We start from the raw sequence: 26,327 nt of genomic DNA on the forward strand, positions 1-26,327 counted from the left end.
GTCACTGCTCGCGTTGCTGCTGGATGGCCGTGTGCAGGTAGGCGCTCACGGCGTTGAGGGTCGGGTTCTCGAACAGCGCCTCGGGCGGCAGGTCGACGCCGTAGCGCTCCTCGATGTCGATCAGCAGCGACACGGCCAGCGCCGAGTCGAGGCCGAGCCGGTCGAAGTCGGCGGCGGGGTCCACGTCGGCCACCGGGATCTCCAGCAGCTCCGCCACGGCCTGGCGGCACCACGCGGTGAGGTCGTCCTGGGTCAGGCTGGCGATGTCGCTTGTGGTCATCTGCGGGTTCCTTACGCTGCGGCGTTGGCGGAGGCGGCACGGCGGTCGAGGCGCTTGGCCACCCGCCGGTCCTTGGTGGGCAGTTTCAGATCGGTGGCCAGCCCGGCCACGGCGAGCATCCGGATCACCCAGTAGCCGGGGTCCAGCCGATACCAGTCCAGGCCGAACGAGGGCGAGTCGGGGAACGCGTGGTGGTTGTTGTGCCAGGACTCGCCGAGGGTGAGCAGGGCGAACACGCCGCCGTTGCGGCTGTTCTCGCGGGATTCGTAGGCCTTGGTGCCGAACATGTGCAGGAAGGAGTTGATCGCCCAGACGATGTGCTCCAGGATGAAGATCCGCGCCAGGCCGCCCCAGAGCAGGCCGCTGACCGCGCCCTGCCAGCTCATGAAGACCAGGCCGCCGATGACGCCCGGCAGGACCAGGCCAAGCACGACCCAGTAGTAGTACAGCCGCGCGACGCGGATCAGCGGCTTGTTCTTCAGCAGGTCCGGTGCGTAGTGGACGATGTTCGGGTACTCGTGGCGGCGCATCCACAGAAAGTGCGAGTGCATCAGGCCGCGCAGCCGGCCCGTGAACCCGCCGCCGGACAGGTTGGGCGAGTGCGGGTCGCCCTCGCGGTCGCTGCACTCGTGGTGGCGGCGGTGCAGCGCCACCCAGGAGACCATGCCGCCCTGCCCGGCCATCGAGCCGAGGATCGCCAGCGCCGCGGCCACCCAAGGCTTGGCCCGGAAGGTGCGGTGGGTGAACAGGCGGTGGTAGCCGACGGTCACGCCGATGCCGGTGAGCAGCCACATACCGAACAGCAGCAACAGCTCGACGACACCGAACGGGTGGACCCAGAGGAACGCGATCGCGGCCGCCATCCCGAAGAACGGAAGGACGTCGAACAGGAGGAAGTGACGCCTTTGCAGGCGATGGATATAAGGATTGCTGATTGCTTTCTTACGATGGTCCGCCCCGCTCTCGACCACGAAGTCGGCATTGTGGGTGGCGAACACCGAACCGTCCTGCGCCATCTCAACCCCCGTCCCTGAGGCAGCCTTGAATATTGAGATGTTTCAGTGCAACAGGGAGCCATGCTAGGCGAGCCGTCCGGGCACCGCAAGACGATGTAGGGCCCTCGGCGTGCAAAAATGTCGTGAACAAACTCTCACGGGCGGCCTACAACCATAGACGCGAGCTGATGTAGTGCCTGGTCATGTGGCGTGTCGGCGGCGCCGCGCGAAGGCACGGTAAACCATCCGACACCGACCGTCCACGTTGGACCCGTGATTCACGCGGAATTCACCGGAGTGGCGATCCGGGCCGTGGTTCCCCGGTCGGTGAATCGTCACATGCGCATACGGTGGGCGCTATTCGAAACGGGACGGGTCCCCGGCCCCGACGCGCAGGATCTCCGGCTCGCCCTCGGACAGGTCGACCACCGTGGTGGGCTCGGTGCCGCACTCGCCCGAGTCGATCACCGCGTCGACCTGGTGGTCGAGGCGTTCCTTGATCTCCCAGCCCTGCGTCATCGGCTCCTCGTCGCCGGGCAGCAGCAGGGTGCTGGAGACCAGCGGCTCGCCCAGCTCCTCCAGCAGCGCGAGCGCGACCGGGTGGTCCGGGATGCGCACCCCGACGGTGTGCTTCTTCGGGTGCAGCATGCGCCGGGGCACCTCCCGCAGCGCCGGCAGGATGAACGTGTACCGGCCCGGCGTAGCCGCCTTGACCAGCCGGAACACCGAGTTGTCCACCTTGACGAACTGGCCCAGCTGCGCGAAGTCGCGGCAGACCAGGGTGAAGTGGTGCCGCTCGTCCAGCTTCCGGATGTCGCGGATGCGGTCGAGCCCGGCCTTGTCGCCGAGCTTGCAGCCGAAGGCGAAACAGGAGTCGGTGGGGTAGGCGATCAGCCCGCCCTCGCGCACGATGTCGACGACCTGACGGATCGCACGGGGTTGCGGGTTGTCCGGGTGCACGTCGAAATACCTGGCCACACGCCGAGAGTAGTACGCCGAGCCGCTGATGCGGGCCGCACACGCGAAGCGTCTTCAGCGCACCAGCGGCAGCACGTGCTCGCCGACCCGGCGCGCCTCCTCCAGGTGCGGCCACGCGGACAGGATGAACTCGTCCACGCCCAGCGCGGCGTACTCGCTGAGCCGCTCGGCGACCTCGGCGTAGCTGCCCACCAGCGCGGTGCCCGCGCCCTCGCGGACCAGGCCCACGCCCGCCCACAGGTTCGGCGCGACGACCAGGCTGTCGGCCCGGCCGCCGTGCAGCGCGGCCATGCGCGCCTGGCCCACCGACTCCATCTTCGCGAACCGCTGCTGGGCGGCGGCGATGCGCGCCGGATCCATTCCCGACAGCAGCCGGTCCGCCTCCGCCCACGCCTCGTCGGCGGTCGGCCGGGCGATGACGTGGATGCGCAGGCCCAGCCGCAGGCTGCGGCCCGCTGCGGCGGCCAGCGCCCGCATCCGGGTCACCCGCTCGCCGATCGCCGCGGGCGGCTCGCCCCACATCAGGTACACGTCCGACAGGCGCGCGGCGACCTGCTCGGCGGCCGGTGACGCACCGCCGAAGTAGATCGGCGGCGCGGGGTCCAGCGGGCCCGCCAGGCCGCCCGCCTCGACCCGGTAGTGGCTGCCCCGGTAGTCGAACTTCTCCCCGGCCCAGCAGCGCCGGATGACCTCCAGGCAGTCCGCCGTGCGGTCGTAGCGCTCGCCGTGGTCGAGGAAGTCCCCGTACGCGCGCTGCTCAGCCCCGTCGCCGCCGGTCACCGCGTTGAGCGCGAGCCGCCCGCCGGACATCGCCTGGAACGCCTCGGCCTGCTGGGCGATCAGCGTGGGCAGCGCGAAGCCGGTGCGGAACGCGACGAGCAGTTTCAGCCGCTCGGTGTGCTGGGCCACGGCCGCGCACACGATCCACGGGTCCGGGCAGGCCGCGCCGACCGGGGTGAGCGCGGCCGTGAAGCCGGAACGCTCGGCGGCGCGGGCCACGTCGGCGAGGTAGCCGATGGACGCGGTGCGGGTGTGCCGGGCCGCCCCGGCGGCGACCGTCGCGGACCCGACCTCGTGACCGTCACCCGAGGTGGGCAGGAACCAATGGAACTGGGTCATGGGACGGTCTCCTCGCTCAGCCCGGCACGCCATTCCTATATTTCCGACCGGCACGATAGCTTATGCGGCGCCCGGCGGCGACGACAGACCGCCCGGCGCTTGCAGCTCGTCCTGGCACCCCTGCGGCCCGGTCGCGAATGAAGCACAAGACAGTGCCTTCCGCTCAGATACCGCTTATTGGTGAACAGCACCACCAATGCCGCGGCTCACATCGGATACGCGCTAGAAAACGGACATCGAGCGCGGTACGTCGGAGACGGTTGACCGTCGATGCGGCGACCTGCATGGATACGCGGCGAAAGCCGGACGGCGGGACGCTGACCAGGGAAAACCTTTTCCAGAAGTCGTTAGCCTGGGATACGACCCCGAACCTGAGGAGGGACCGTGCCCCACGCTTCCCCACTCGACATGCTGGCCCGCGAACTCGCGGTGATCGACGCGAAAGCCGGCTGCGACCGCCTCGCCGCGATCCTGCGGCCCGACCCGCAGGCGACCTCGGTCGCCGTCGCCCACGGTGACCGGCTGGGCCTGGTGATGCGCCACCGCTTCGACGCCGCGGCGGCGGCCGGGCGGGCGGGCGCCGACGTGCCCGCCGCCGCCCTCGCCTACTGGCACCCCCTGCGGCTGCCCGGACGGACCACCGCCGTCGCCGCCTCGGAGCAGGTACACGCCCGCCCTCGCGAGCACCGCTATGACGACGTACTGGTCGACCTGGAGGGCGGCGGCCTCGGCGTGATCCCGGCGGTCCGGCTGTTCGACGTCGTCGCCACGCAGTTCGCCGAGCGCGCCCACTACGACGACCTCACCGGCCTGATCAACCGCGCCAAGTTCCTCGACCTGCTGATGGCCGCCTGCGCCGCCACCGAGCAGGACGGCGACGAGGTCGCGGTGGCGTTCATCGACCTGGACGGCATGAAACGCATCAACGACCGGCTCGGGCACCGCCAGGGCGACGCCGCCCTGGCCCAGGTCGGGCGCCGGCTGCGCGAGGCGACCCGGCCCGGCGAGGTGGCCGCCCGCCTCGGCGGCGACGAGTTCGCCGTGCTCTCGCGGTTCCCCCGCGACGGCGACCCCGCCGCCGTCGCCGAAGACCTCGGCCGTAGGTGCCTGCTGGCCATCACCGCCCGTGACGGCCGCGCGGACGCCGTGCCCCGCATGCGGGCCAGCATCGGCGTTGCGGTGACCGCACGGTGCGCCGATCCGCAGGCCCTCGTCGACACGGCCGACGCGCTGATGTATCGGGCCAAGCAGGCCGGCGGCAACCGCGTCGAACTCGAGGCGGAACCCTGCGCGACGCCGGCCCGCCCGTCGGCGGCCGCGGGCCGCGACCGGCTGGCCACCGCGCTCGAACAGGGCGAGCTGCGGCTGTACTACCAGCCGATCGTGCGGCTGAGCGACCACCGCGTCCAGTCGATCGAGGCGCTGATCCGCTGGCAGCATCCCGAGCACGGCCTGCTCAGCCCGGGGCGCTTCCTGCCGGCGGTGCACGAGGCCGGGCTGATGCCGCAGCTCGACGAGTGGGTGCTGCGGCGTGCCTGCACCGACCTGACCGGCCTGATCGCCTCGCTGGGCCATGCCGCCGCGCCCGACCAGGTCAACGTGAACCTCTCCACGTCCACCCTGGCCACTGCCTTCGACGACACGGTGCTCGCCGCGCTGCACGAGACCGGCCTGGCGGCGCACCGGCTGCGGATCGAGCTGCCGGAGGACGCCGAGCTGGAGGCGCTGTCGGCGGCCCGCGCACGGCTGGAGCGGCTGACCCGGCACGGGGTCCTGCTCACCCTCGACGACATGGGCGCGGGCTCCACCAACCTGCGCTACCTGTCCTCGCTCACGGTGCAGGGCATGAAGATCGACCAGGGGTTCGTGGGCGGCATGCTGCACAACTCCCGCGACCACGCGGTGGTCAAGCTGCTCACCGACCTCGGCCACGGCCTCGGCATGCGGGTGACCGCCGAGGGCGTGGAGAACGGCGAGCAGCTCGCGGCGCTGACCGAACTCGGGGTGGGCTTCGCCCAGGGATACCACCTGGGCATGCCGCAGCCGCTGCCGGAGCTGCGGCAGCGGCTCGCCCGCGAAGCCGCGGCGTCAGGTCCAGCGGTCGCCTAGCAGCAGGCGCCTGCCCCAGTCGTCGTACGGGATCGACTCGCCCGTGTACAGCGGATGGAACCACGCGAACGCGAGCACCACCAGCAGCACGTACGCGCCCGCGATGACCGCCCCGGCCAGCCGCCGGTTCTCGTCCGGCGGCCGGCCCGGCGGGTTCGTCATGATCGCGCCGAGCACGAACACCACGGCCAGGATCAGGAACGGCTCGGCGGGCATGGCGTAGAAGTAGAACATCGTGCGCTGGGGGTAGAAGAACCACGGGATCAGCGCCGCGCCCGCCATCGCCAGGATCGCCGCGGCCCGCCAGTCGCGGCGGGCGATGCCGAACCAGAGCGCCGCGCCCAGCGCGGGCAGGAAGCTCCACCACAGCAGCGGCGTGCCCAGCAGCAGCACGTCGGCCATGCACTTGTCGGCCCCGCACAGCGCGTCGCCGTTGCGGTAGAACAGCACCGGGCGGCCCAGCAGCAGCCACTGGATCGGCGCCCACTCCCCCGCCGACTGGTAGGCGTGCGGGTTGGTGGCCGTCGTGATCGCCTGGTGCGAGCCGTACGCCAGCTCGTGGTACTGCATGAGGTTGCGCAGCGCGCCCCAGACGGGCGGCTCGTCCTGACCGCTGTCGCGCAGCCAGTGCCGGGCGTAGCCGCCGTCGCCGGCCAGCCAGCCGCTCCACGACGACAGGTACACGGCCAGCATGATCGGCAGCCCCGCCAGCAGCCAGCCGATCTCGTCGAGCAAGGTGTCGCGGATCGGGTTGCGGACCCCGACGCTGCGCCGCGCGCCGACCTCCCACCACAGGATCAGTACGACGAACACCGGCACGAACGCCAGCGCCGACCACTTGACCGCCAGCGCGCAGCCCAGCAGCGCGGCGGTGGCCAGCCGCCACCACGGCACCGCGTGCGGCGGGCGGCTGCCGCGTCCGCGCCCGGCCGGGTCGCCGCCGCTCTCGACGAACCGCAGCCACCTGGCCCGGCGCTGGTCCCGGTCGCGCAGCAGCGCGCCGAACGCGGCGAGCACGAAGAACATCAGGAAGATGTCGAGCAGCGCGGTGCGCGACAGCACGAAGTGCATGCCGTCGAAGGCCATCAGGACGCCGGCCGCGCAGCCCAGCATCATCGAGCCGAACAGGCGCATCGCGATGCGGGTGAACATCAGCACCGAGACGGTGCCGAAGACGGCGGCGGCCAGGCGCCAGCCCGCCTCGTGGTAGCCGAGGACCTGCTCGCCGAGCCCGATGATCCACTTGCCGAGGGGCGGGTGCACCACGTAGCCGGCGGTGTTGTCCTTCTCGTTCCACTCGAAGCCCTTTTCCCACAGCCAGTGGGCGTCGGTGGCGTAGTAGGTCTCGTCGAAGATCTTGCCCGGCGGCTTGGCCAGGTTGTTCAGCCGCAGCAGGCCGGCGAGCAGGGTCACCAGGAGCGCGGCGGGCCAGGCGTACGGGTCCAGCACCGGTGGCGCGAGGCGGCGGCGCAGCACATCGGACACGGGCGTCGCGGAGGTGCCCGCCTGTCGGGGGCGCGGCAGCAGGACCGTACGGGGCATGGCCGCATGGTAGGCGCTCGTGATCCCGCCCGCCGCCCGGCGTCTCCCGGCGGAGGATAGAGAACGGTTACGCCACACGGCTTGTGTGATCGCCGACGCCTGCACTATGTTCTGTGCACTCAGCGGGGGGAACCGTTTACGAAAGATCGATGCAGCTCTGCCGTAAAGGACCGCGACAATGACCCTGTCCCGCCGTCGCCTGCTGCAGGCAGGTGGCGCCACCGCCCTCGGCACGCTCACCATTCCCGCCCTGGCGATGCCCGCGCACGCCGCCGACGAGTTCGACACCCTGCGCCTGCGCTACCGCGACTCCATCACCGGCACCGGATACGACCCGGCGAGCGAACCCTTCGCCTCCCGGCTGGCCGTCATCGGCGAGGTCGCCGCGCAGCGCCGGGCCGCCATGACGCCCGGCGCCGCGGCCCTCTGGCCCGACCTGCCGCTGAACGTCTCGTCCTCGCTCACCGCGAGCTACTCGCGGCTGCGCGCGATGGCCCTGGCCTGGGCGCTGCCGGGCACCGGCCTGACCGGGAACACCACCCTGCGCGGCGAGATCATCGCCGGGCTGGACCAGCTGCACGCGGCCGTCTACAAGCCGTCCACCACCTGGTTCGGCAACTGGTGGGACTGGAACATCGGCACCCCGCAGACGCTGCTGGACGTCATGGCCCTGCTCTACGACCACCTCACCGCGACGCAGATCGGCAACTGGCTCGCCGCCGTGGACACCTTCACCCCGGCCGTCGCGCCGCTGCTCAACGGCGGGGCGAGCACCGGGGCGAACCGGTCCGACGTGTGCCTGGTCATCGCCCGCCGGGGCATCGTCGGCAGGAACGCCGCGAAGATCGCCGCCGCCCGCGACGGGCTGTCCCCCATCTTCGAGTACGTGCGCACCGGCGACGGCTACTACGAGGACGGCTCCTTCATCCAGCACACCGTCGTGCCGTACGCGGGCACCTACGGCGCGGCGCTGCTGTCGGGCCTGGCCGGGCTGTTCGGGCTGCTGGCCGGATCGACCTGGGCGGTGACCGACCCGCGCCGGCAGATCGCGTTCGACGCGATGACCCGCTCCTGGGCGCCGTTCGTCTACAACGGCCTGATCATGGACTGCGTCAGCGGGCGCGGGGTCAGCCGCGGCCTGTCCGTCGGCGACGCGCTCGGCGTCCAGGGCGACGACCACGTACGCGGGCACGGCATCACCGCGAGCTTCGTACGCATGGCCGACGCCGCCTCGCCCGCCGAGGCGACTGCCTGGCGGGCCATGGCCAAGGGCTGGATCCAGCGCGAGTACTGGGGCAACCTCGCCGACGACCCGGTGCTGAGCCTGCCCTCGCTGGCCGCCTGCCTGGCGGTGCGCGACAACGCCGCGATCACCGCGGCCCCCGAGCCGGTCGAGCACCGGCTGTTCGCCGCGCAGGACCAGGCGGTGCACCGCCGCGCGGGCTGGGCCGCGGCGATCGCGATGTGCTCCAAGCGCACCACGTACTACGAGACCGGCAACGGCGAGCACCTCAAGGGCTGGCACACCAACAACGGGATGCTCTACCACTGGGGCTCCACCTGGGGCAACGGGCAGTACTCGGACGCGTTCTGGCCGACCGTGGACCCGTACCGGCTGCCGGGCACCACCACGTCGAAGAAGGCGCTGGCCGACGGCGCGGGCGGGACGTGGGGCGCGCCCGACCCGGGCACGAGCTGGGTGGGCGGTGCGAGCGACGGCGTGTTCGCCGCGCTCGGGCAGGACACCCGTGGCCTGCAGTCGACCCTGCAGGCGAGGAAGTCGTGGTTCTGCCTCGACGACGGCATCGTCTGCCTCGGCGCGGGCATCAGCTGCACCGACGGCACGCCCGTCGAGACCATCGTGGACAACCGCAACCTCGGCGCCGGCACCGGCGTCCAGCCGCTGACCGTGAACGGGACCGCGCAGCCGACCACGATCGGCTGGTCGGCGACGCTGACCGGGGTGAGCTGGGCGCACAACTCGTTCGCCGGCATCGTGTTCCCCGGCGGTGCGACGGTCAAGGCGCTGCGCGAGAACCGCTCCGGGAGCTGGTCGCAGATCAACACGGGCGGCACCACCGAGATCCTCAGCCGCAAGTACCTGACGCTCTACGTCGACCACGGCGTCGACCCGACCGCGGGGTCCTACCGTTACATCCTGCTGCCGGGCGCCGACACGGCCACCACCGCGGCGCGGGCCGCCGCGCCGACCGTGACCGTGCTTGCCAACACCGCGAACGTGCAGGCGATCAGCGACACCGCGACCGGTGTGACCGCCGCGAACTTCTTCACCGCGGGCACCGCCGGGCCGATCACGGTCAGCGCACCCTGCTCGGTGCTGATGCGGGAGTCAGGCGGGCAGCTCAGGGTCACCGTGGCCGACCCGACCCGGGCCGCCACCACGATCACCGTGACCATCGCCCGCAGCGGCTACGGCACGGCCTCCGGCGACGGGCGGATCAGCGTCACCGGGCTCAGCCCGATCACGCTGGTGGCCGAGGTCGGCGGGGCGCTGGGCGGCAGCCGTACCATCACCTTCGGCAGCGGGGCCGCGGTCACCGGCGGGCAGCACCTGTCGCTGTCCCCCACCGCCGACGCCTACGTCCGCGACGGCGGCTACGCCACCGTCAACTACGGCGCGGACAGCACACTGGTGGTCAAGAACGACGCCGCCGGGTATGCCCGCCGCGCGTACCTCAAATTCGACCTGACCTCGCTGCCCGCCGCGCCGAAACGCGCCGTGCTCTGGGTCAGCGGCAACACCTCCGACTCGGCCGGCACCCACACGACCGTGTCCGCGTACGCCGTCAGCGCCGACGGCTGGACCGAGGGCGGCGTCACCTGGAACACCGCCCCCGCGCTCGGCAGCCTGCTGTCGACCGCGCCGCTGTGCCAGGTCGCCGACTGGATCCCGCTGGACGTGACCGCGTTCGTGCAGGCCCAGCACGCGGGCGACCGGACCGCCACGATCGCGCTGTGGCAGGCCGCCCCCGGCCGCGCGACGGTCCTCAACAGCCGCACCAACTCCACCCGCCCACCGTTCCTGCAGGTGGTCACCGGTTGAGCGGTGCCGGCATGCCCGCCCTCCCACCTGCGGGACGGCGGGCATGCCGATCGGTCAGGTCGTGGCGACGCGCTGCGGCTGCGTACGCCGCGAGGGCAGCAGCGCGAGCGCGAGCCCGAGCAGGGCGCTGGCGCAGCCCGCCACCAGGAACAGCGAGAACACCGGCTGGCCCAGCCACTCCCACAGCGGATGCCAGCGCGGATGCGGCTCGCCGAGGTGGTGTTCCACCATGAACGGCACCGTGAAGAGCACCGGCAGCCACCACAACCCCATCGTCACGCCGAACAGGACGTTGACCGGGACGCGCACCGGATGCGGGGCCTGCGTGCGGCGGCTCGCCCAGCCGAACAGCAGCCAGCCCATGGCCGCGCCGAGCAGCCCTCCGACGACGGCGGCGGGCCACACGGCGGCCGGGGTCGTCCGGCTCAGGCTGACCGCCAGGTAGGTGCTGTCGGCGTGCTGCTGGGGGTAGAGCTCCAGCTCCAGCGTCGTGTTCCCGCGCTTGGCGAACAGCCTGGTGTCCTGCGGGATCGTGGCCGGATCGCACGGCGGGCCGGCACACCCGTACATGTCGTTGTGCGTCGCCGGGTACACGGTCCAGCCGCCGTCGCGCAGCCGCTGCTCGGCCACCGCCGCGGTCTGGTCGAGTGGCAGGGACGGGAAGCCGGTGCGGGAGGCCCCGGTCGCCGTCAGCGCATACTCACCGCCGTCGCCGAACAGCAGGTCGTTGACGGAGTTCAGGCTCAGCGGCTCGCCGTAGATCGCGAACAGGGTCTCCGCCGGATAGATCTCGCCGGGCGCGAACTGCTGTCCGGGCAGCACGTCGGCCAGGATCGCGGCGGCCTCCGCGCGGTCCGGCATCGGCGGCGACGTCTCCCAGGCGAGGCGGGTGGCCAGCGCCGCGGTGAACAGCCCGCAGATGACGGCGGTGAACACGGCCCAGGTGACCACGGAGCGGCTCCTCGGCCGGCCGAGCCGGGCGCGCAGGCCGTGGCCGATCAGGTTGGCGGCCTCGCGGGCCGTGGGCCGGGCCCGGCCGGGCGGCGCCGCTTCGAGCAGCGTCGCGAGCAGCTCCTCGCCGCGCGCGCGGCGGTAGGCGCGGGGGTAGCACAGCAGCAGCCGCCGGTAGCGGCGTGCCAGCGGGTCGGAGGTCACCGGCATGGTCTGCCTCTCGGACATGGCCGGTCAGGCCGTCTGGGGTCGCAGGGTGCGCAGCCGGGTCTCGGCCGCGGTGGTGAGCCGGCGCATGCGGGCGGTCTCGGCCTCCAGCGCGGTGACTCCGCCGGGGGTGAGCCGGTAGTAGCGGCGCAGGCGGCCGTCGACGGTCTCCTCGCGGTCCAGCTCGACGAGCCCTTCGGCGGCGAGCCGGTCCAGCGCGGTGTAGAGGGTGCCGGGCAGCAGCGACGTCCGGCCCCCGGACAGCTCGCCGACGTCCTGGATGATGGCGTATCCGTACCGCGGCCCGGAGGCCAGTGCGGTGAGGATCAGGTAGGTGGGCTCACGCATGGGTGGCATGCACGGACCATAGTTAAATGATCAATACATGTCAAGATCCGGGGCAGCCGCCGCGCTAGGGCGCGACTAGGCTCCGCCCATGACCGAGCCCGCCTTCGTGACCACCACCCGCCAGTCCTACGACGCCTTCGCCGCCGACTACACCGAGCGCTTCAGGGACGAGTACGAGGCCATCCCCATCGAGCGCGCGATGATGTCGGCGTTCGCGGCGCTGGTGCAGGCCGACGGCGGCGGCGAGGTGGTCGACGCGGGCTGCGGCGGCGGCATGAGCACGAACTACCTGCACAGCCTCGGCCTCGACGTCCGGGGCGTCGACGTCTCCCCCGGCATGCTCGCCCAGGGCCGCAGCGAGTACCCGCACCTGCGCCTGGACGAGCGCAGCATGACCGACCTCGGCGTGCCCGACGGCTCGCTCGCCGGGATCAGCGCCGTCTACTCCGTGATCCACATCCCGGACGACGTGCTCCCGGCCCTGTTCGCCGAATTCAAGCGGGCGCTGCGGCCGGGCGGGCACCTGCTGCTGATCTTCATGAACCTGGACGAGCACATCGTGCGCACCGAGGCGTTCGGGCACACGATCCACCTGGAGTACCACATGCGCACGCCGGGGCGGATGGCCGGTTTCCTGGAGGCCGCCGGCTTCGACGTACACACCCAGACCATCCGCAAGACCCAGCCGGGCGAGAACCTGCCGCGCGCCATGCTGCTCGCGCGGAGTTGACCTGCTTCAGCGCAGCAGCGACCAGGCCACGCCCGCCAGCACCCCCACCACCCCCACGGTGAACCCGAACATCGGTCCGCACCCGGTCCGGTCGACGCCCATCCCCCGCACATGCAAACGCATCAGGATCACGCCCATCACCAGCATGACCGCGCTGATCGCGATGAGGACGCCCGGCGTCAGCTGCTGTCTCATCGCGCCTCCTCCTGCTGCCGGGCCGCCAGGCCGGGCTGGTACGCCCAGCTGGCGCGGATGGCGGTCTCCGGCGGCAGGGCCATGTCGGCGGCGGGGACGGTGATCGGGTCGCGGCCGCGTACGCTCCAGCGCACCGCGAGCGGGCTGTCGGGCTGCTCGGGCGTCGGCCCGACCAGCTCGACGGCGTACACATCGGACCACTGCACGGGCTCGCCCAGGCGGCGCATGTGCAGTCCGTCCGCGTCGAGCGTGATCGGAGCGGCCGGGGCGGAGACGTTCCCGGGTGCACCGCGCAGACGGCGAGTCACCGCCCGCGCTGCGAACACCACCAGCCAGAACAGCGCGGCCACGGCGAAGTTGAGCAGTCCCCGGCCGAGGTCGGCCGGGATGCCGAGGTGAGACCAGGTCAGCCAGCCGACCACGGCGACAGCCGGGATGAGCAGCGGCCACCAGGCCCGCAGCCCATGTCGGCGCGGAATCGTCAGCGGCGCCGCGGGGAGCGGCCCGGCCCGATCCAGCAGCAGCCGCAGGTTCGGCGTCTGGGCGTGCGGCGGCAGGCCGCCCCGGAACACTCTCGGCGTGTACTCCCCGGTCATGATCACAATCCCGGGCACCGCCGGCAGCACCAGCAGGAACATCCAGCCCGGGGCGCCATGGACCGAGCCGCCCGCGATGTACATGGCCAGGCAGAAGCCGTAAAACGCGGTCATCGCCACACCTAGCAGCAGCTCCCGGGTGTACCGGTCGCGCCGGTCCAGGCGACGTACCCGGTCGGCGATCGCAGCTGCCACGGCCGGATCGGGAAACGGCCGCCCTTGCGCGGCCAGTGCCACGGCTTCCGCGCGCTCCTGCGCGGACAGCGACGCCCAGTCCCTCGTGCTCCCGTTCACGCACCGGACGGTAGCCGGGGCGCGCGAATCCCGCCGTCCCGGTCGTGCGCCACCCCCGCTGCTCGTGATCGAGGTCCCGCCACACCCCGGAACAGCGTGGCGGGACCTCGATCACGGGGCGATCACGCCGGCACGGCCGCCGGGCCGGTCCGGAAGCCCTCGCCCAGGTCCCGCGCCCGCCCGATGGCCTCGCTCAGGGCGGCCTCGCGCTGGTGCGGGGTGATGTCCATGGGCTGGGCGTGGATGAACCGGATGTCGGTGACGCCGACGAACCCGAAGATCGCCCGCAGGTACGGCTCCTGGAAGTCGTACGGCGCCAGGAAGCTGCCCGCCGAGTAGTCGGCGCCCCGCGCGGTGACGCACACCATGCGCCTGCCGTTCACCAGCGGCACGACCTGGCCGGTCTCGTCGTAGCGGAACAGGTAGCCCGGCTGCACGATGCAGTCGATGTAGTACTTCAGCGCGTACGGCACGCCGAAGTTCCACATCGGAGCCGTGATCAGGTACATGTCGGCGGCAAGGAACTGCTCGATCAGCGACTCCACCTGCCGCCACGACTCCTGGTGGTTCCGGTCGATCGGGCGCCCGACCATCAGCGAGTACTTCGCCTCGATGTTGTCGCCGGCAACCGGCGGCAGCTCGTGCCGGTAGAGGTCGATCACGTCGAGCTCGACGTCGCCCTCCTGCGCGGCCAGGCCCTTGAGAAAGGCGTCCGAAACACGAAGTGAATGTGATTCGGAACCACGTGGCGTGGCGACGATGTGAAGAATGCGCATGGCGTTCCTTCAGTGAATGAATGGGACGTCCAATGTAGGCATGGCCTGCGCATACGCGGATCGCATTGTCGGATTGTGGCGCTCTTTAGGCTGACGGCGGAATGGATCGCGAAGAGCGTTCGCATACCGCCTGGCGTCAGCCGGCCTCGGCCATGGTGCGGCCCGTCTCCAGGAGCGTCTTGAGGTCCGACAGCAGGTGCGGCCAGCCCTGGCTGACCATGCCGGGCAGGACGCTGCCGGGCGCGAAGCCGTCGTGCACCACGGTCAGCTTCACCAGGTCGCCGACCTGCTCCAGGTCGAAGGTGACCTTCGACCGCTGCTCCGCGGCCAGCTGCGCCCGCAGGTCCTCGGCCAGGTCCACCGACTTGGCGAACTCCGGCGTGAAGGTGTGCCAGGTGTAGGACAGCCGCGTGTAGGGCTCGGCCGTCAGCACCACCTGCGCCGGGTCGGCCATGACCACGCCGTGCCGCTCCCAGGTCATGGCCGAGCCGGGCTGCCAGTCCGTGTCGAAGGTGACCTCCCAGTACCGGCTGGTGAACGCCGGGTCGGTGATCGCCTGCCAGAGCTTCTCGGGTGTGGTGCGGATGAAGGTCGTGTAGACGAATTCGTCCATGGGTTGCTGCTCCAATGCCGTCTTGAGGTCCGCGAGCGCCTGCACCCGCCCGCGGTGGTAGCGGTCGATCCAGCGGTCGGCGATGGCGTTGATCGGCTCGGCGTTGAGGAAGTGCAGCTTCTCCCGGCCCCGCCACACGGTGGTGACCAGGTTCGCCGCCTCCAGCACCGCGAGGTGCTTGCTCACCGACTGCCGCGCCATGTCCAGCCCCGCGCACAGCTCGCGCAGGGTCTGCCCGCCGCGCGCCTCCAGGCTGTCCAGCAGCGCCCGGCGGCTCGGATCCGCCAGCGCCTTGAAGACCTCGTCCATCCCCGTCCCCACATGCAGCCATCCGGCTGCCTTTCCTCACGATAGGCAGCCGGACGGCTGCATGTCAAGCCGGCCCGCTGTCCGTCAGAGATGCGGTGCAAGACCGGCCGGACCACCCGGCCTCCCCTGACACCCCTGACCCGATGAGGAGCGATGCGTACTCCATCCGCATCGGACGCTGTCTTCCTGTGGCGAGCAGCCACCACGTCGACGAGTCCTGTTCACCCGGCGCACCCGTACCCGGGGAGGTGGTGATGTCCCGACGCGACACGTCCGCCCCCGGCAGCTCCCTGGAGCGCGCGGACCGCAGCCGGCCGCTGCCCGCGACGCCGTACCGCGGCTTCAAACGGCGCCGGGACCGCTTCCACGGCTGGTGGGACGGGCGGCTCGGGCGGCCCGACGTCGCCTCAGAGGACCTCAAGACCGCCTACTGGCGGGGCCTGGAGAACCTCGCGCTGAAGATGTACCAGCAGGAGCGCGTCGCGTTCCAGGAGGAGTTCGGCCCCGCGCTGCGCCGCGCCGCCGCCGCGAAGACCGAGCTGCAGCAGTGCCACGAAGCCCTGCCCGAGCAGCGGCTCGCGGTCGAGGCCGCGCAGGCCGAGTTCGGCGACGAGAAGCTGCGCCAGGAGAAGCTGCGGGAGTCACGCGCCCCGGGCGTGCCCGACGACGTGCTCAGCCGCAACCGTGCGCTCGCCCACCATCGCGCCCAGCTGAAGACCGCGCGGGACCGCTTCGACCAGACCCGTCTGCGCGGCGACCGCCTCGAGATCGAGATCAAGGACCTGGAGGTCCGGATCCGGCTCGGCATGGAGCAGGCCCAGTCCCGGGCCGACCTCGCCTGGCGGCACGTGTCCGAGCGCATCAACGTGTACCGGCAGTCGCTGTGCCGGTCCCACGAGTACGGCGACGAGATCGACGCCCGGCTCGGCGACATGGCCAACCCTCCGCCGTTCCCGGACGGAGCCGACCACCCCGCGAAGACCCCCTCGGACAGGAGCTGACCGACCCATGGCCCGCTACCACGCAGACCCCGGCGCCGCGGCCGGATACTACGGCTCGCTTCCGCCGCCGAACCAGGACGCCCTGCTCAGGGAGGTGGAGAGCGACCTCGCCAAGATGCCGGCCCTGGATGAGGGCCTCGGCGGCGTGCTCGACCCCGCCATCGACGCCAAGGCCGCCGGCTGGGACCACGACATCGACCTGGAGTACAAGCGGCAGGTCCAGCTCACCAAGGACGAGCTGGCCCGCATCGCGCCGGCCGCCGCCGCGCGGCAGCGGCTGGTCGACGACGCCACCGCCGAGCAGGAGACCGCCCGGCAGATGTACGACAAGGCCCACCGCGAGGCGGTCGACCCGGCATCCCGCCCCAACAGCACCGTCGTGCCCGCGCAGGCCAAGCAGTCCGGGCAGGCCCACCTCGCCATGGCGCACACCCCGCCCGGCACCGCGCTCACCCCGCACGACCCCGCCGCGGCCGCCCGCGTCCCCCGCCGCAACCCGCGGCGCGGCTACGGACCCGGCCGCGTCGACGGGCTCTCGGCCGGCGACCTGGCCCACTGGGGAGTACTGGCGCTGGCCGCGCTCGCCGACTTCGTCGCGTTCTACCAGGTGCTCGCCCTGATCCTGGGCACCCTGCCCGAGCTGCTCTACGTCGCGGTGCTCGCGGTCACCCTCATGGCGGTGTACCTGATGCACAAGGCAGGCGAGACGTTCCGCGACTTCGTCGCGCGCCACCACCCCGGCGGGGACCTGTGGATCGTCGTCGTCTGCGTGCTCGTATGGGCGCTGCTCGGCGCCGGCGCCTACTGGCTGCGGCTGACCGTCGAGGACGACGACGGCGCCAGCACCTCGCTGCTCAACTTCGGCGGCTTCGGGATCGTCGAGGACGACACCTCGACGGCCGTCAAGGCGATGGTCTTCCTCATCGTCTACGTCACCACCGGCGTCCTGGCGATGGTCGGCGCGTACCTGGCGCGTCACCCGTACACCAGCGCCTACCGCGCCGCCCGCCGCAACCTGCGGCGCAAGACCCGGCGGCTGCGCCGGATCTCCCGCCGCGCCACCAAGCTGCTCGCCCGCCAGCGCACCCTCGACGAGCGGCTGGAGGCCGAGGCCACGGTCGCCGACGGGCACCGCGGGCAGCGCCGGGCGCTGGCCTGCGTACTGAAGACGCACGTGCGCACCCAGATCGCCCAGCGGCTGCATGATCCCGAGCAGCTGCAGTACCTGCTCGGGCAGCCCATTCCGGGGTGCTCCACCCGGCCCGCGGAGAGGAACTCGGATGCGGCTGTCTGATCGCACCCGGCGGGGGCGCGCCCTGGCCCGCGCCGCGTCGCTGGGCGTCCTGCTCGCCACCGCCCTGCCCGCGGCCGCCTGCTCCGAGGCCTGCTGCCCGCCGGAGATGACCTTCGCGGCACTGCCGGGGTGTCTGGAGCAGGGCGGCGAGCTGGCGCTCGCGGTCGGGGCGCGGGCCAACCAGCCCGCGCCGGTGCTGCCCGCCGACGTGCAGACCCTGCTGCAGCGCACCGCGTACGAAGGTGACCGGATCAGCGTGTTCCGGGTCGACGGCGACCCCAAGCCGACCGGCGACGCCAAGTTCGGCAGCGGTGCGCAGAACACGGTGCGCTGGCACAAGGACCTGGAGAACTTCCAGCTGGCCATCGGCAAGGCGATCAGCGCGGTGAAGGCGGAGCAGCCCGAGGCCAACCCGCTGGAGGCGGTCGCCCGAGCCAGCGAGGCGGCGGCCGGCCAGGGCACGGTCGTCCTGATCGACTCGGGCCTGCAGACGCTGGCGCCGCTGGACTTCCGCCAGGACGGCATGATCGACGCCGACCCGGTGGAGCTGGTCGACTTCCTGGAGAAGGAGGGCCAGCTGCCGAAGCTGGAGGGCAAGGCGCTGGTCCTGGTCGGCATCGGCACGACCGCCGAGCCGCAGCGGTCGCTCGACACGGCCCGCCGGGACAACCTGCTGGCGATCTGGCGTGAGATCGGCGAGCGGAGCGGTGCCCGGTGTGTCGAGTCCTATGTCACCGCACAGCAGACGGCCGCACCGGACGGGCTCCCGGCGGTGGGGGCCGTGACCATCCCGCCGCCGCCGAACCCGCCGAAGGGCTGCGACAGCGTCAGCATCCGCGACGCCGGGCGAGTGAAGTTCCGGCCCAACAAGGCCGAGTTCGTCAGCGAAACCGATGCGGCCGCCGAGCTGAAGGCCTACGCCGACACCGCGCTCGCGAAGGGGTATCAGGTCAAGCTGACCGGCACCACGTCCTCGGCCGGCGAGAACCGCAACACCGAGAACAAGCGGCAGCTGTCCCGCGACCGTGCCGAGGCGGTCAAGCGGATCCTGGTGGGACACGGTGTCGCCGCCGACGCCGTCACGACGTTCGGGGCGGGCATGGACTTCCCCGGCTTCGTCGCCGACCGCGACGGCAGCGGCGACCTCGTGCCGCAGCTCGCCGCCCGCAACCGGCAGGTGATCCTGGAGTTCACCGGCTGCGCGTAGGCAGCACGGACACCGGGACCGGCCGCGCACTCGGCCGGTCCCGGCCTGCTGGATCGGCGCGGCGTAGGGTGGGCGGAGATCATCAGGAGGTCGGATGAAAAGCGTCTTCGTCACCGGATCCGCCGACGGCATCGGGCTGCAGACGGCGCGCGACCTGCTCGCGGCCGGGCACCGGGTGGTGCTGCACGCCCGCGACGAGCAGCGCGCGGCGCAGGTGCGCGACGCGGTCCCCACCGCCGCGGCCGTGGTCGCCGGGGACGTGTCGTCCCTGGCGCAGACCAGGTCGCTGGCCGCGGCCGCCGCCGCGCACGGCCCCTACGACGTGGTCGTGCACAACGTCGGGGTCGGCAGCAGCAGCGAGCGCGTGGAGACCGAGGACGGCATCGAGCGCATCCTCGCCGTGAACGTGCTCGCGCCGTACCTGCTCACCGCGCTGCTGCCGCTGCCGGAGCGGCTGATCTACCTGACGTCGGGGCTGGAGTCGGGCGGCCGGGCCGACTTCGCCGACCTGCAGTTCGAGCGCAAGCCGTGGCAGGGCATGCAGGCGTACAGCGACTCGAAGCTGCACGACGTGACGCTGGCGTTCGCGGTGGCCCGGCTGTTCCCGGCGGTGCTGAGCAACGCGGTGGACCCCGGCTGGATCAAGACGCGGATGGGCGGGCCGAACGCGCCCGACAGCCTGGCGGAGGGCGCCGAGACGCAGGTCTGGCTGGCCACCGCCGACCCGGCCGAGGTCGGGTTCAGCGGGCGCTACCTCAAGCGGCGGCGGGATCTGCGCGCCAACCCGGCCGCCTACGACGTGAGCGTGCAGGACCGGCTGCTGGCCGCGTGCGCGCAGCTGACCGGCGAGAAGTTTCCCGCCTGACGGTCAGCCGGCGGACGCGTCGGGCAGCATGGGCGGGCAGGGCTGCGACCGCAGTTCGAAGTGCCAGATCTCGTTGGCGTAGATCTGGCACAGCCCGTACGCGCCGCCATGCCGCTGGAGCCACCGGTCGGCCTCGACCGGTCCCACGTCGACGGCGTCGCCGGTGACGTGGGTGGACCGGTCGGGGGTGTTTACCAGGCGGCGCGCCTGCTCCGGCCCGTGCTCCGCGACGGCCTCCTTCAGCAGGTGCTCCTGGTGGTCTCGGCTGCGCCAGCCAGAGTTGATCACGAGGGTCACGCCGTCGGCTCGGGCTTCGACGGCGGCCTTCCGGACGGCGTCGCGCAGCGCGGGGTCGAGCCCGGTGATCGCCGGATGGCCGTCGTCGAACGGCGACACCGGCTCGGCCAGGTAACCGTCCGCAGTGGTCAGCGCGCCGGCGGCCGACGCATCAGGCGCGAAGGCCGTGTACGCCGGCACCGCGACCGCGAGGGCGGCGGCGGCACCGACACCGGCTCGCCAGGGCAGCCGGGGACGCGGGGCTGGGCAGGTCATCTCGGAGCTCCTCTCCCGGTCACCGTGACGATCACGGTGACCCGCGAGGAACCACTCCACCACTCAGCGTGTTACCGCAGGGTGAGCCGATACCCACACATGCTGTTAACACCCACCACAGCCTCCTTAAAGGCGCGAATCGGGCGTTCAGTCCTGCCAGGGCTCCGCCCCGACCTCGACGAGCGCGCCGGTGCGGGCGGACTCGTCGATGGCGAGGCTGATCGCGTGGTCCTGGCACGCCGCGGCGAGCGGGTACGGCGCCGGACCCTGCTCGCGCGCCCACAGGCCGGTGGCCTCCAGGATGGTCGCGATGGCGATCTCCTCATCGGACAGCCGCGCGCCCGCGTACGGGTTGGTGTAGACCACCTCGCCGTCGAATCCGACGTGGTCCAGGTCGAAGCCCTCCAGGTTGAGATCGCGCCCGGTCTGGCGGCGGCGCAGCTGCGACTCGACGAACGTGCGGGTCCCCTGCAGGCGCACGATCCGGTCGTCGGCCAGCTCGCCGAGGCTGCCGCGCACCACGATGCGGCGGCTGCGCAGCGGGTTCCACCACTGGTTGTCGGTGAAGTCGTACAGGCCGCTGCGCCCGCCGCCGAAGTCGACGGTGGCCAGCGTCGTCGTCGCCGGACGCGGGGTCGCGTCGTCGCGCCAGCCCGCCGGGGTCAGCGGGTCGGCCAGCGGCGCGGTGAAGGTGCGCGCGTGCACGCTCGCCGGGCCCAGGCCGACGCCCAGCATGCCCCGCAGCATCGACACCGCGTGGTAGCCGTGGGTGGACGACACCTGCGCCGAGGTGGGCTCCCCGATGACGCCGGTACGCAGCACCGCCAGCCGGGCCGCGTGGTCGGGCAGCAGCAGGTACTGCTCGGCGACCTGGACGCGCTCGGCCCCGCCCACCTGCTCCCAGAGGCGGCGCAGCCCGGCCAGGTCCGGTGCGGGCGGCGTCTCGGACAGCACGGGCACGCCGCGCTCGCACAGCGCCTCGACCAGGCCGGGGTTGACGCCCCACGGCACGGAGGTGATCACGTACTCGGGGTCGCCGGTGCGCAGCAGGGCGTCCAGGTCCTGGGTGACGGGCAGCCGCCAGCGGCCGGCCACCTCGGCGGCGGCCTCGGGCGAGCGCGTCATCACGCCGGTCACCGTGAACCGCTCGGGCATCAGCTCGGCGAGCTTGAAGAAGAACTGCGCACGCCAGCCGCGCCCGACCACCGCGTACCGCACCGGGTTGTGAGTCACAGCCGTACCGTACGGCAGCGGCGGGACCCCGCGCAGTGCGAGATCCCGCCGTGAACCGTGCCGGTCAGGCGCCGACGTACTGCGCCAGGTGCTGCCCGGTCAGCGTCTTCTTGTTCTTCACCAGCTCGGCGGGCGTGCCCTCGAAGACGATCCGGCCGCCGTCGTGGCCCGCGCCCGGACCGAGGTCGATGATCCAGTCGGCGTGCGCCATGACCGCCTGGTGGTGCTCGATCACGATCACCGACTTGCCCGCGTCGACCAGCCGGTCCAGCAGGCCGAGCAGGTTCTCCACGTCGGCCAGGTGCAGGCCGGTGGTCGGCTCGTCGAGCACGTACACCCCGCCCTTGTCGGCCATGTTGGTGGCGAGCTTGAGCCGCTGGCGCTCGCCGCCGGACAGCGTGGTGAGCGGCTGGCCCAGGGTCAGGTAGCCGAGGCCGACGTCGGCGAGCCGGTCGAGGATCGCGTGCGCGGCGGCGACCTTCGACTCCCCGGTGCGGAAGAACTCCTCGGCCTCGGTCACCGGCATCGCGAGCACCTCGCTGATGTCCCGGCCGCCGAGCCGGTACTCCAGCACGGCCGCCTGGAAGCGCTTGCCCTCGCACTCCTCGCAGGTGGTGGCGACCCCGGCCATCATCGCGAGGTCGGTGTAGATGACACCGGCGCCGTTGCAGGTCGGGCAGGCGCCCTCGGAGTTGGCGCTGAACAGGGCGGGCTTGACGCCGTTGGCCTTGGCGAACGCCTTGCGGATCGGCTCCAGCAGCCCGGTGTAGGTGGCCGGGTTGCTGCGCCGCGAGCCGCGGATGGCGCCCTGGTCGACGGAGACGACGCCGTCGCGGGTGGCCACCGAGCCGTGGATCAGCGAGCTCTTGCCGGAGCCGGCCACGCCGGTCACCACGGTCAGCACGCCGAGCGGGATGTCGACGTCCACGTCGCGCAGGTTGTGGGTGGCGGCGCCGCGTACCTCCAGCTTGCCCTTGGCCTTGCGGACCGAGGGCTTGAGCTGGGCGCGGTAGTCGAGGTGGCGGCCGGTGAGGGTGCCGCTGGCGCGCAGGCCCGCGACGGTGCCCTCGTAGACGACCTCGCCACCGCCCGCGCCCGCGCCGGGGCCGAGGTCGACGACGTGGTCGGCGATGGCGATGGCCTCCGGCTTGTGCTCGACGACCAGCACCGTGTTGCCCTTGTCGCGCAGCTGCAGGAGCAGCTCGTTCATGCGCTGGATGTCGTGCGGGTGCAGGCCGATGGTCGGCTCGTCGAAGACGTACGTGACGTCGGTGAGCGAGGAGCCGAGGTGGCGGATCATCTTGGTGCGCTGCGCCTCGCCGCCGGACAGGCTGCCCGCCGACCGATCCAGGCTCAGGTAGCCCAGGCCGATCTCCACGAACGAATCGAGCGTGCGGGTCAGCGTCGCCAGCAGCGGTGCGGCGGACGGCTCGTCGAGCCCGCGCACCCACTCGGCCAGGTCGCTGATCTGCATCTGGCAGGCGTCGGCGATGCTGACGCCCTTGATCTTCGAGGAGCGGGCGGCCTCGCTCAGCCGGGTGCCGTCACAGTCGGGGCAGGTCTGGAAGGTGATGGCCCGTTCCACGAAGGCGCGGATGTGCGGCTGCATCGCGTCGACGTCCTTGGACAGGATCGACTTCTGCATCTTCGGGATGATGCCCTCGTAGGTGAGGTTGATCCCCTCGATCTTGATCTTCGTCGGCTCTTTGTAGAGCAGGTCGTGCAGTTCCTTCTTGGTGAACTTCTTGATCGGCTTGTCCGGGTCGAAGAAGCCGCAGCCGGTGAAGATCCGGCCGTACCAGCCGTCCATGGTGTAGCCGGGGATGGTCAGCGCGCCCTCGTTGAGCGACTTGTCCTCGTCGTAGAGCGCGGTCAGGTCGAAGTCGTTGACCCGGCCCATGCCCTCGCACCGCGCGCACATGCCGCCGGTGATGCTGAAGGTGCGCTTCTCCTTGGTGGTGACGCCGCCCTTCTCGACGGTGACCGCGCCCGCGCCGCTGATGGAGGCGACGTTGAAGGAGAACGCCTGGGCCGAGCCGATGTGCGGCGTGCCGAACCGGCTGAACAGGATGCGCAGCATCGCGTTGGCGTCGGTGGCCGTGCCGACGGTGGAGCGCGGGTTGGCGCCCATCCGCTCCTGGTCCACGATGATCGCGGTGGTCAGGCCCTCCAGCACGTCGACCTCGGGCCGGGCCAGCGTCGGCATGAAGCCCTGCACGAAGGCGCTGTACGTCTCGTTGATCAGCCGCTGCGACTCGGCGGCGATGGTGTCGAACACCAGCGAGCTCTTGCCCGAGCCGGAGACGCCGGTGAACACCGTCAGGCGGCGCTTGGGCAGCTCGACGCTGACGTCCTTGAGGTTGTTCTCGCGCGCGCCGTGCACGCGGATCAGGTCATGGCTGTCGGCGTCGTGCATCCTCGGGGATTTGCTCATCGTGTCTCCATCCATGGCTTCGAGCTGCACCTGCGGCTCTGCAACGTCGGCACGGTCGCCGCAACGGTACACGTACCGTACGACGTACGGTTGCAACGGCGGCGGGCGCCGGTCACATTTCCGCGCGCAGGGTGACGGTGCTCACGGCGACTCACCCTAACCAGGGTGGCGTGAGCTGCGCTTCTCGAATCCTGACCGGTTCACGAGGGCGGCCGGTGAGCTGCCGGGCGGCGGGCGGGGTGGCACGCCGGATACGCCCGGCCGCCCGGCAGCTGCGCCGGTCACCGCCCTCGTCCCACCGACGGACGCGGGCGGTGACCGGCGGCACGCAGGCGGCCTTCTCCCCCAGCCGGCCGGCGTGCCGTGACGCGGCGGCGCGAGCGTGCCGCCGCGGGTCCTAATGATTAGGAAACTTTCTTAAAGGCAGACCCGAGTCAACCACCGGCAGTGATCCAAGTCAAGGCATCCGTCGATGCTCCCGGGGCCGCTGGTGCCCACGTGCGGCCATGACGCATCATCGAATGCCGCGAGGCACGGAGGGGAGGCACGGCATGCGCATCCTGCTGGTCGAGGACGACCTGCGGGTGGCCACGGCGATGACCGCCGCGCTGACCCGCCGCGGGTACGAGGTCGAGCACGCCGCCACGGCGGCCGCCGCCCTGTCCGCCGCCCCCTGCGACCTCGCCCTGCTCGACCTGTCGCTGCCCGACGGCGACGGCCTGGACGTGTGCCGCCAGCTGCGGGCGCGCAGCCCCCAGCTGGGCATCATCGCGGTCACCGCCCGCGGCGAGGAGCGCGACCGGGTCACCGGGCTGCGCGTCGGCGCGGACGACTACGTGGTCAAGCCGTTCTCCATGGTCGAGCTGCAGGCGCGGATCGAGGCGGTGCTGCGCCGCGCCGCGTACGCCTCCCCCGAGCTGATGGTGATCGTGGCCGGGCGGCTGCGCATCGACGTGCCCGCCCGCACCGTCACCCTCGACGACGCCGAGGTCGCGCTCACCCGCAAGGAGTTCGACATCCTGCTGTCGCTGGCCCGGCACCCCGGCGTGGTGATCACCCGCGACCGCATCCTGCTCGACGCCTGGCAGACCACCTGGGTCGCCAAGCACACCGTCGAGGTCCACGTCGGCTCGCTGCGCGGCAAGCTCGGCGACCCCCGCCTGATCGAGTCCGTCCGCGGCGTCGGCTACCGCCTGCGCACCGAGTAGCCGCCCGTGCGCCGCCGCCTCGCCGCCAGCTACCTGCTGCTGATGACCCTGGTCCTGCTCGCCCTGGAGATCCCGCTCGCGGTCACCCTGGCCAGCCGAGAGTCCGACCTGGTCCGCGCCGACCGGCTCGCCGACGCCACCCGCTTCGCCGCGCTGGCCCGCCCCGGCCTGCGCACCGACAGCGTCGGCACCGTCCGCGACGAGCTGACCCGCTACGACGAGCTGTACGGCATCGGCGCGGCCGTGCTCGACCGGGACCGCAACGTCTTCACCAGCTCGGCCGGATACCGGCTCGACGCGGAACGCCGGGACGCCGCGATGCGCGCCGCGTTCGCCGGGCAGCAGTACAGCTCGGCCGAGTCGGTGCTGCCGTGGAGCGGCGAGCCGATCGTGGTCGCCGTGCCGGTCAACGACAACGGCGAGGTCCTCGGCATGGTCGTCATCGTGTCGCCCGCCGGCCGGGTGCGCGACGCGGTCACCTTCTGGTGGCTGGCGCTGGGCGGCATCGGGCTGCTCGCCGCGCTGGCCGCCGTGCTGACCGCGCGCAGCCTGGCCAACTGGGTGCTGCGGCCGGTCACCGTGCTGGACGCGATGACGCACGAGGTCGCCGCCGGGGACAGCGGCACCCGCATCTCCGACCAGGCCGGGCCGCCCGAGCTGCGCCGCCTCACCCGCAGCTTCAACGACATGGCGTACGCCGTCGCGGACGCGATGGAACGCCAGCGCGCGTTCGTCGCCCACGCCAGCCACCAGCTGCGCAACCCGCTGACCGCGCTGCGGCTGCGCGTAGAGGAGCTGGGGCCCAGCCTCGCCGACGAGGACGGCCGCACCGAGCACCGGATCGCGCTGGAGGAGACCGACCGGCTGGCCACCGTGCTCGACGGCCTGCTCACCCTCGCCCGCGCCGAACGCGGCCAGCACCGCCCCGTCACCGTCGACGCCGTCGCCGTGGCCCAGGCCCGGGTCGCCGCCTGGGAGCCGCTGGCCCGCCGCACCGGCACGACCCTGACCCTGCGCGCCGACCGGGCCGTCGTGCTGATGCAGGCCGTGCCGACCGCCCTCGACCAGGCCCTGGACGCGCTGATCGACAACGCGGTGAAGTTCACCGGCCCCGGCGGCCGGGTCGAGGTGTCGGTGCGGGCCGCCGACGGCGGTGTGGCCGTGCACGTGCGCGACGACGGGCCCGGCATGACCGACGAGCAGCTCGCCCAGGCCACCGAGCGCTTCTGGCGGGCCCCGAACGCGCAGAACATCGACGGCTCCGGCCTCGGCCTGGCCATCGTCGCCGTGCTGGTGGACGCCTCCGGCGGCCGGCTGACCATGTCCCGCGCCGACGACCGCGGCCTCGACGCCCGCCTCTGGTTCCGCGCCCTCGACACCCCGGACTGAACCCGGCCGCCGCCGCTCGGGCGGGTGCAGTTCCGGGG

Annotated in this window: 23 protein-coding genes; 9 read left to right on the forward strand and 14 right to left on the reverse strand. The window is 72.1% G+C overall.

From position 1 onward, the window contains the following. Position 1: 1 nt before the first annotated feature. The 4 genes from Cba03nite_RS27800 to Cba03nite_RS27815 form a co-directional block, all read right to left on the reverse strand. Positions 2-280 carry an acyl carrier protein gene (locus Cba03nite_RS27800; RefSeq protein ID WP_203752226.1) on the reverse strand — a complete coding sequence of 93 codons (279 nt, stop codon included), beginning with the start codon at positions 278-280 and terminating at the stop codon, positions 2-4. 11 nt (positions 281-291) lie between these two features. Further along, entirely contained in the window at positions 292-1,143 is an 852-nt protein-coding gene (locus Cba03nite_RS27805; RefSeq protein WP_203752229.1) for an acyl-CoA desaturase, read from the reverse strand. A gap of 489 nt (positions 1,144-1,632) precedes the next feature. Further along, positions 1,633-2,253 carry an L-threonylcarbamoyladenylate synthase gene (locus Cba03nite_RS27810; RefSeq protein WP_203752231.1) on the reverse strand — a complete coding sequence of 207 codons (621 nt, stop codon included), beginning with the start codon at positions 2,251-2,253 and terminating at the stop codon, positions 1,633-1,635. A 54-nt stretch (positions 2,254-2,307) separates the two neighbouring features. Beyond that, complete coding sequence (locus Cba03nite_RS27815) at positions 2,308-3,372, reverse strand: LLM class flavin-dependent oxidoreductase (protein WP_203752234.1); 1,065 nt, start codon at positions 3,370-3,372, stop codon at positions 2,308-2,310. A gap of 384 nt (positions 3,373-3,756) precedes the next feature. Between Cba03nite_RS27815 and Cba03nite_RS27820 the strand changes: the two genes are divergently transcribed. Further along, positions 3,757-5,481 (forward strand): putative bifunctional diguanylate cyclase/phosphodiesterase, encoded by a 1,725-nt coding sequence (locus tag Cba03nite_RS27820; RefSeq protein WP_203752237.1) that lies wholly within the window; start codon positions 3,757-3,759, stop codon positions 5,479-5,481. On the opposite strand, the gene Cba03nite_RS27825 is transcribed toward Cba03nite_RS27820, so the two are convergent. After that, positions 5,461-7,023, reverse strand: coding sequence for a dolichyl-phosphate-mannose--protein mannosyltransferase (locus Cba03nite_RS27825; protein ID WP_203752240.1), 1,563 nt, complete (start codon positions 7,021-7,023; stop codon positions 5,461-5,463). The two genes, Cba03nite_RS27820 and Cba03nite_RS27825, sit on opposite strands and share 21 nt — an antisense overlap. 178 nt (positions 7,024-7,201) lie before the next feature. Here Cba03nite_RS27825 and Cba03nite_RS27830 point away from each other — a divergent pair, with 178 nt between their 5' ends. Further along, on the forward strand, positions 7,202-10,087 hold the full coding sequence (locus tag Cba03nite_RS27830; protein ID WP_203752243.1) for a polysaccharide lyase family 8 super-sandwich domain-containing protein: 2,886 nt from the start codon (positions 7,202-7,204) through the stop codon (positions 10,085-10,087). Positions 10,088-10,141: 54 nt separating this feature from the next. On the opposite strand, the gene Cba03nite_RS27835 is transcribed toward Cba03nite_RS27830, so the two are convergent. Then, the gene (locus Cba03nite_RS27835; protein ID WP_203752246.1) at positions 10,142-11,266 is read right to left on the reverse strand and encodes a hypothetical protein; all 1,125 of its coding nucleotides are present in this window, start codon (positions 11,264-11,266) and stop codon (positions 10,142-10,144) included. Between the two features lie 6 nt (positions 11,267-11,272). Continuing rightward, the gene (locus Cba03nite_RS27840) at positions 11,273-11,593 is read right to left on the reverse strand and encodes a PadR family transcriptional regulator (RefSeq protein ID WP_203752302.1); all 321 of its coding nucleotides are present in this window, start codon (positions 11,591-11,593) and stop codon (positions 11,273-11,275) included. Between the two features lie 88 nt (positions 11,594-11,681). Here Cba03nite_RS27840 and Cba03nite_RS27845 point away from each other — a divergent pair, with 88 nt between their 5' ends. Continuing rightward, on the forward strand, positions 11,682-12,323 hold the full coding sequence (locus Cba03nite_RS27845) for a class I SAM-dependent DNA methyltransferase (protein WP_203752248.1): 642 nt from the start codon (positions 11,682-11,684) through the stop codon (positions 12,321-12,323). 6 nt (positions 12,324-12,329) lie between these two features. Here the strand turns inward: Cba03nite_RS27845 and Cba03nite_RS27850 are convergent, their stop codons facing one another. The 4 genes from Cba03nite_RS27850 to Cba03nite_RS27865 form a co-directional block, all read right to left on the reverse strand. Further along, a complete protein-coding gene (locus Cba03nite_RS27850) occupies positions 12,330-12,518 on the reverse strand; it encodes a hypothetical protein (RefSeq protein ID WP_203752250.1) in 189 nt (62 codons plus the stop codon). Continuing rightward, on the reverse strand, positions 12,515-13,408 hold the full coding sequence (locus Cba03nite_RS27855; protein ID WP_203752252.1) for a hypothetical protein: 894 nt from the start codon (positions 13,406-13,408) through the stop codon (positions 12,515-12,517). The genes Cba03nite_RS27850 and Cba03nite_RS27855 overlap by 4 nt, the downstream gene beginning before the upstream one ends. A gap of 122 nt (positions 13,409-13,530) precedes the next feature. Further along, positions 13,531-14,184 carry an FMN-dependent NADH-azoreductase gene (locus Cba03nite_RS27860; protein ID WP_203752254.1) on the reverse strand — a complete coding sequence of 218 codons (654 nt, stop codon included), beginning with the start codon at positions 14,182-14,184 and terminating at the stop codon, positions 13,531-13,533. Between the two features lie 136 nt (positions 14,185-14,320). Further along, the gene (locus tag Cba03nite_RS27865; RefSeq protein ID WP_203752256.1) at positions 14,321-15,106 is read right to left on the reverse strand and encodes an ArsR/SmtB family transcription factor; all 786 of its coding nucleotides are present in this window, start codon (positions 15,104-15,106) and stop codon (positions 14,321-14,323) included. Between the two features lie 254 nt (positions 15,107-15,360). On the opposite strand from Cba03nite_RS27865, the gene Cba03nite_RS27870 reads away from it, so the two are divergent. From Cba03nite_RS27870 to Cba03nite_RS27885, 4 genes are all read left to right on the forward strand, one after another. After that, positions 15,361-16,107, forward strand: a complete 747-nt coding sequence (locus tag Cba03nite_RS27870; protein ID WP_203752258.1) for a hypothetical protein — start codon at positions 15,361-15,363, stop codon at positions 16,105-16,107. A gap of 7 nt (positions 16,108-16,114) precedes the next feature. After that, positions 16,115-17,401 (forward strand): hypothetical protein, encoded by a 1,287-nt coding sequence (locus Cba03nite_RS27875; RefSeq protein ID WP_203752260.1) that lies wholly within the window; start codon positions 16,115-16,117, stop codon positions 17,399-17,401. Beyond that, a complete protein-coding gene (locus Cba03nite_RS27880) occupies positions 17,388-18,608 on the forward strand; it encodes an OmpA family protein (RefSeq protein ID WP_203752263.1) in 1,221 nt (406 codons plus the stop codon). The genes Cba03nite_RS27875 and Cba03nite_RS27880 overlap by 14 nt, the downstream gene beginning before the upstream one ends. 94 nt (positions 18,609-18,702) lie before the next feature. Continuing rightward, positions 18,703-19,473 (forward strand): SDR family NAD(P)-dependent oxidoreductase, encoded by a 771-nt coding sequence (locus Cba03nite_RS27885; protein ID WP_203752266.1) that lies wholly within the window; start codon positions 18,703-18,705, stop codon positions 19,471-19,473. Between the two features lie 3 nt (positions 19,474-19,476). Here the strand turns inward: Cba03nite_RS27885 and Cba03nite_RS27890 are convergent, their stop codons facing one another. From Cba03nite_RS27890 to Cba03nite_RS27900, 3 genes are all read right to left on the reverse strand, one after another. Next, entirely contained in the window at positions 19,477-20,025 is a 549-nt protein-coding gene (locus Cba03nite_RS27890) for a M15 family metallopeptidase (RefSeq protein WP_203752269.1), read from the reverse strand. A 147-nt stretch (positions 20,026-20,172) separates the two neighbouring features. Next, positions 20,173-21,258, reverse strand: coding sequence for a Gfo/Idh/MocA family protein (locus Cba03nite_RS27895; RefSeq protein WP_239126055.1), 1,086 nt, complete (start codon positions 21,256-21,258; stop codon positions 20,173-20,175). A 64-nt stretch (positions 21,259-21,322) separates the two neighbouring features. Continuing rightward, on the reverse strand, positions 21,323-23,692 hold the full coding sequence (locus Cba03nite_RS27900) for an ATP-binding cassette domain-containing protein (protein WP_203752272.1): 2,370 nt from the start codon (positions 23,690-23,692) through the stop codon (positions 21,323-21,325). A gap of 551 nt (positions 23,693-24,243) precedes the next feature. Here Cba03nite_RS27900 and Cba03nite_RS27905 point away from each other — a divergent pair. Together Cba03nite_RS27905 and Cba03nite_RS27910 are read left to right on the forward strand one after the other, a co-directional pair. Next, positions 24,244-24,900, forward strand: a complete 657-nt coding sequence (locus tag Cba03nite_RS27905; RefSeq protein WP_203752275.1) for a response regulator transcription factor — start codon at positions 24,244-24,246, stop codon at positions 24,898-24,900. Positions 24,901-24,906: 6 nt separating this feature from the next. Then, positions 24,907-26,289, forward strand: coding sequence for a sensor histidine kinase (locus tag Cba03nite_RS27910; RefSeq protein WP_203752279.1), 1,383 nt, complete (start codon positions 24,907-24,909; stop codon positions 26,287-26,289). Positions 26,290-26,327 lie beyond the last annotated feature (38 nt).

The organism is Catellatospora bangladeshensis (assembly GCF_016862575.1).
GTDB classification, from domain to species: domain Bacteria; phylum Actinomycetota; class Actinomycetes; order Mycobacteriales; family Micromonosporaceae; genus Catellatospora; species Catellatospora bangladeshensis.

What these genes read in the sequence shown, in the direction of transcription:
- Cba03nite_RS27800 (WP_203752226.1), bottom strand. Translation starts at nt 280, where the DNA reads ATGACCACAAGCGACATCGCCAGCCTGACCCAGGACGACCTCACCGCG.
- Cba03nite_RS27805 (WP_203752229.1), bottom strand. Translation starts at nt 1,143, where the DNA reads ATGGCGGCCGCGATCGCGTTCCTCTGGGTCCACCCGTTCGGTGTCGTC.
- Cba03nite_RS27815 (WP_203752234.1), bottom strand. Translation starts at nt 3,372, where the DNA reads ATGACCCAGTTCCATTGGTTCCTGCCCACCTCGGGTGACGGTCACGAG.
- Cba03nite_RS27825 (WP_203752240.1), bottom strand. Translation starts at nt 7,023, where the DNA reads ATGCCCCGTACGGTCCTGCTGCCGCGCCCCCGACAGGCGGGCACCTCC.
- Cba03nite_RS27830 (WP_203752243.1), top strand. Translation starts at nt 7,202, where the DNA reads ATGACCCTGTCCCGCCGTCGCCTGCTGCAGGCAGGTGGCGCCACCGCC.
- Cba03nite_RS27835 (WP_203752246.1), bottom strand. Translation starts at nt 11,266, where the DNA reads ATGTCCGAGAGGCAGACCATGCCGGTGACCTCCGACCCGCTGGCACGC.
- Cba03nite_RS27840 (WP_203752302.1), bottom strand. Translation starts at nt 11,593, where the DNA reads ATGCGTGAGCCCACCTACCTGATCCTCACCGCACTGGCCTCCGGGCCG.
- Cba03nite_RS27845 (WP_203752248.1), top strand. Translation starts at nt 11,682, where the DNA reads ATGACCGAGCCCGCCTTCGTGACCACCACCCGCCAGTCCTACGACGCC.
- Cba03nite_RS27850 (WP_203752250.1), bottom strand. Translation starts at nt 12,518, where the DNA reads ATGAGACAGCAGCTGACGCCGGGCGTCCTCATCGCGATCAGCGCGGTC.
- Cba03nite_RS27860 (WP_203752254.1), bottom strand. Translation starts at nt 14,184, where the DNA reads ATGCGCATTCTTCACATCGTCGCCACGCCACGTGGTTCCGAATCACAT.
- Cba03nite_RS27865 (WP_203752256.1), bottom strand. Translation starts at nt 15,106, where the DNA reads ATGGACGAGGTCTTCAAGGCGCTGGCGGATCCGAGCCGCCGGGCGCTG.
- Cba03nite_RS27870 (WP_203752258.1), top strand. Translation starts at nt 15,361, where the DNA reads ATGTCCCGACGCGACACGTCCGCCCCCGGCAGCTCCCTGGAGCGCGCG.
- Cba03nite_RS27875 (WP_203752260.1), top strand. Translation starts at nt 16,115, where the DNA reads ATGGCCCGCTACCACGCAGACCCCGGCGCCGCGGCCGGATACTACGGC.
- Cba03nite_RS27880 (WP_203752263.1), top strand. Translation starts at nt 17,388, where the DNA reads ATGCGGCTGTCTGATCGCACCCGGCGGGGGCGCGCCCTGGCCCGCGCC.
- Cba03nite_RS27885 (WP_203752266.1), top strand. Translation starts at nt 18,703, where the DNA reads ATGAAAAGCGTCTTCGTCACCGGATCCGCCGACGGCATCGGGCTGCAG.
- Cba03nite_RS27890 (WP_203752269.1), bottom strand. Translation starts at nt 20,025, where the DNA reads ATGACCTGCCCAGCCCCGCGTCCCCGGCTGCCCTGGCGAGCCGGTGTC.
- Cba03nite_RS27900 (WP_203752272.1), bottom strand. Translation starts at nt 23,692, where the DNA reads ATGAGCAAATCCCCGAGGATGCACGACGCCGACAGCCATGACCTGATC.
- Cba03nite_RS27905 (WP_203752275.1), top strand. Translation starts at nt 24,244, where the DNA reads ATGCGCATCCTGCTGGTCGAGGACGACCTGCGGGTGGCCACGGCGATG.